The sequence below is a fragment of the Bradyrhizobium elkanii WSM2783 genome (genome assembly GCF_000472865.1).
Classification (GTDB): Bacteria; Pseudomonadota; Alphaproteobacteria; order Rhizobiales; family Xanthobacteraceae; genus Bradyrhizobium; species Bradyrhizobium elkanii_A.
The window spans coordinates 1-3,779 of sequence record NZ_AXAP01000189.1; the positions used below are offsets into that span (position 1 = coordinate 1).

At 59.6% G+C, this 3,779-nt stretch carries 4 protein-coding genes and 1 pseudogene; 1 reads left to right on the plus strand and 4 read right to left on the minus strand.

Translation table 11 applies throughout. From position 1 onward, the window contains the following. Positions 1-378: 378 nt before the first annotated feature. Positions 379-1,071, plus strand: coding sequence for a hypothetical protein (locus YY7_RS61685; protein WP_155255696.1), 693 nt, complete (start codon positions 379-381; stop codon positions 1,069-1,071). A 517-nt stretch (positions 1,072-1,588) separates the two neighbouring features. Here YY7_RS61685 and YY7_RS0149570 read toward each other — a convergent pair. The 4 genes and pseudogenes from YY7_RS0149570 to YY7_RS65445 form a co-directional block, all read right to left on the minus strand. Next, on the minus strand, positions 1,589-2,110 hold the full coding sequence (locus YY7_RS0149570; RefSeq protein WP_028169393.1) for a hypothetical protein: 522 nt from the start codon (positions 2,108-2,110) through the stop codon (positions 1,589-1,591). Positions 2,111-2,483: 373 nt separating this feature from the next. Continuing rightward, positions 2,484-2,747 carry a type II toxin-antitoxin system YhaV family toxin gene (locus YY7_RS64245; protein ID WP_245287709.1) on the minus strand — a complete coding sequence of 88 codons (264 nt, stop codon included), beginning with the start codon at positions 2,745-2,747 and terminating at the stop codon, positions 2,484-2,486. Beyond that, the gene (locus YY7_RS64250) at positions 2,725-3,057 is read right to left on the minus strand and encodes a type II toxin-antitoxin system YhaV family toxin (protein ID WP_245287710.1); all 333 of its coding nucleotides are present in this window, start codon (positions 3,055-3,057) and stop codon (positions 2,725-2,727) included. Before YY7_RS64250 ends, YY7_RS64245 begins: the two co-directional genes overlap by 23 nt. Continuing rightward, positions 3,054-3,395: pseudogene (locus YY7_RS65445) on the minus strand (type II toxin-antitoxin system PrlF family antitoxin). The gene YY7_RS64250 and the pseudogene YY7_RS65445 overlap by 4 nt, the downstream one beginning before the upstream one ends. Positions 3,396-3,779 lie beyond the last annotated feature (384 nt).

Here is a 3,779-nt window from a genome sequence, read left to right on the forward strand (position 1 = left end):
CAAGCTCCTCTATGAGCGGTGATCTTCGCAATCACCGGACTTACCATGACCGCTCCAGCCTCTCAGGCTTTTGCAGAACCTTCCGCACACTACCTGAAACCGGGTTGGCGTCATTGTTGCCGGTAGCTCGCAGGCTGCGGCTCAACGCGAGTCTTCTAAACAGTTCTCCGTAGGCCGCGATGCAAGTGGCCTTTGTCGAACAAGGGCTCGGGGCCGCTCCATGTTTCAAAGGAGGAACAGGATGGATTTCAACTCAATCGACCCACTGAACACGGACCCCCGCCTGACTTACCACCCCCGCCCGCCGATCCAACGGGCTTTGAGCACCAGCTGAGCGAATTGCAAGATAGTGCTCCGCCATACGTTACTCGGTCGCCAGTGCCGCAGGGCGAAGCCTATTCGCCATATTTGGAGGCCGGGCATCCCTATTCGTCACATTTGAATTGGCAGGATGATCTGCATACGCCGGCCGCGGTTTCCCCTGAGCCATTACCGGCCACTGGCGAAAGCTTTCAGCAGCCCAGCTCGCAGCAGGCGATTGCTGAACCGCTGGCGAAAGCCGCATATTTCGATCAGGATCTGATTTGGCAGGAGCTCGAATCCGGCCTGCAAGCCGGGCCGTCGCAAGCCGGGCCATCATCCTTCGCCCTGGAAGGCCCTCAGCGACCCATCTCGCAGCAGCCGCTTGCTCAGTCGCTGGCGGAAGCCCCCGATTTCGATAAGGACCCAGTTTGGCAGGAGCTCGATCCCGGGCTGCAGGCCGGGCCATCGCAGGCCGGGCCGTCCTCGTCCGCGGGGGCCGCGCCACGCGAACTCGGAGATTTCGTCATGAACAACGGACGCCGTGCCAGCGAGTACTGGGTCTTCTTTCCCCAAACGGCCTCGAACGCTCAGATGAATATGCTAAGAAGCGTCGGGCTCATGCCGAGCAGAGACTCACCGACAACCTTCTCCATTATAGGTGTCCCCCACACAGCCGAATGGCGAGATGAGGATTTCGTTCGTATCAACCCGTCGCTGGACCCTAGCCTCTGGCCTGGATACTCGGGTGAGGATTCACCCACTGGGTAGACGTTCCACAGCAGCTCGCGGCAGGGCCATGCGCCTCCCCGCGAAAACAGACCTTCGGGATGTCGCCGACGGCAGCAGCGCCTGGCGACGTCCCTCCTGGGCGTCGACGATCTTGGCTATCTTAGCCTCGCGCCAAGATAATTGTACCCGGTCAATTAATTATGCGTCCTTTCAGAGATCTGGTCAGGCAGTCGGCGCGGCCAGGACATTCCAGCTGAGAACGGCCCACATCATCCCCGCAACGTTCCGAGTCTCAAGCGGCAGGGGTTTTGAAGGCACCTCGAGCGGACTTCGCAGCGAGTGAAACGAAGTTGATGCCGGTGATGGCGCCGACGTCCTAGTTCTTCAGCCAGTCGCAGCGCCGGTAGAACTCGATCGGCATGTGTCCTCGCGCCGTCAGCGACTCCTCCAAGCCCCCATTGGTGAGGCGGGCATGCCCGTGCTGCGAGCTGGTTGTGGAGCGCGTACCCGGTGCCCAAACCCGCTGGGCCTTGGGGTTGCAGTCCAATCGAGTTATTCAGCCACGTCCAACAGGATAGAGACGAACGCGCGGTCCTCTGTCCGTTTCTTGCAACTCGGCCCTATAGGGTACACCTTCGATGAGGATATGCGTTGGACGGCCCGCGCTCGGCACGAGACCCTCGTCGTCCAGTGCTTGGATGAGCTCTAGTGGGGCGAAACGTTCGCGGTTGTGATCCCAATGCCCCTCGCGGATCACAGGCGCGAAATCCAGTCGCTGCTGATGGCATGGCCTGGCAGACGACGATGCCCTGGTTTCATCCATCTGCCCAACTTGGGAGTGATGGACGAGAAGAACGTCGCGGGGCCCTTCCGGCCCCAGCTCGGCCGTGGAGGGCTCACGGTTGATGGAAAAACGTGTGATTGGGACGAAGTGGGTCGGCGGGAGCCCGCTGTAATCAAGTATGTCGATCAAGACGTCCGAGGCCCGTCGGGAGCCGTGCTCCCAGTCCGAATCGACGAGAGGCCCGATGTCCCGTACCTTATGATGGTTCGCTGATAATGGGTCGATTGGATCCATACTGCTCTCCTCTTGACGATACAGGGCCTGCGCAAATCTGCGGAGTTACGCGCCGGACCAGTGTACGGGGCGGCAGAGATTTCAGCGCGAGCCAAGACTAATCTTGCAGGGGCTAGCTGTCGAAAACCTGACGAGTGTCACAAGGAGCCAATGGCGACCGTGTTGGTTTCCTCCGGAAGGTGCGGCGTCGGTCGTCTGCTGAAGAAGAGCTGGTGATGGTCGAAGACAAGGAGCCGCGCTGAACCTGGAGGACTGCCTATGAAACTGCACCGCTTCCGTGACACTTGGACGTCGTCTTCGGTGACATCGATGCAAGCTTTCGGACTTTTGCAACCGAAAAGCTTGCAATTTCATTCCCGGCCTTGACCTGGGCCTACCCGACGGGTCCGACCTTTTCGCAATTGATCGTATCGATGTGCGGGTAGTGTGTGTATCGACGCGCGCCGTTTCCATGCTTAGCCCTTGGGCGCGGATCGCGCGAGCCTTCGCTTGGTCGAGGCGTCGGAGCGGCGGCCGGGAGCTCCTTGCAGCTATCAGGCGGGTTTCCGCGTTTCAGCATCTTCCGAAACACGGCATACGCGTCATTTGCGCTCTCATAGGCGGACAGGGTCGAGTCATCGTTTACCCAGGCGAGCACGATAACCTTTGCAGTTTCCCGATTGGTGGTATCGAAAGAAAAGGCGGAACTGCTGCAGGAATTGAGTGCCTGTATTCGTCGCCGAGCGTGGCGCCCTGCCGGTAGACATCACGAGTGGGTCGCTCGGGATATCTTCGAACGCCAGCTTGAGGACGGCGGCGAGAAGCTCCGCCATGCGCTTCTTCTTATATCCCTTAAGATCCTTGTTTTGCGCTTTCTCGACGGCCGCGATCATCGCCTCGAGCTGGTCGAGAAATAGCGGTTGCGCGTAGATCGTCCAACCATTGATCTTGGGGTTATCGTCGCTCACGCCTCGTCATCTCGGAGAGCCGAGTTGAGATCGACCTTGACGCCTTTGACGAGGGCCTTGCCGCGCGCGAGCAGCGACTTCGGTACGGGCCGAATCCGCGCCCGCTGATCGGCCATGGTCTCGTGCAAGCAATTTAAGAAACTTGCCGATCACTGGATCGCCCTCGTCCGCGCGCGCTTGCTTCTTGGCTATCACGACGGTCCCGTCGGAGAGGCCGCGGAACACGACCTGGTCGCGCCTGCCCAACCCCAGGATCTTACGGATGGGTACCGGCACGGTTGTTTGGCCGCGCTCCGTGATTGTCGCGGGATTTCAAGGATTTCGGCCGTCTTGGTCACGGTCCGCTCCCATAATCTGCCCCCGGCAATGCATTTGCATTGTAGGTCAAGAGACGTCAGATTGCGAGGGAATGGGACCGCGAGAAGATCGACAATGAACGCTACACCGTGGCGCGCTGGAGGAGGACTTCGCCCACCACATGCGAATGCCATCCCAACCAAGCGAAGGAGAGGATCTCTCAACGGCTCAGGTGCAGTCAGTGCAGAGAATCAGACCATAGGGCGCGTAGACTGAGCCTGAGAGAGCAAGGTCGGTCACAGGCCCACCGCTTGTTACCCATGGTCATTCCCTAGTACCCACTTTTCATAGAACGTGAGTCGTGATTCAAGATCGGGATGATTCCCGAAGCAAGAGAAGTCCGCGTTTCGCGGAAGGAGCGTCTG

Coding starts and splice junctions, on each gene's coding strand:
- YY7_RS0149570 (WP_028169393.1), bottom strand. CDS start 2,110: ATGGATCCAATCGACCCATTATCAGCGAACCATCATAAGGTACGGGAC.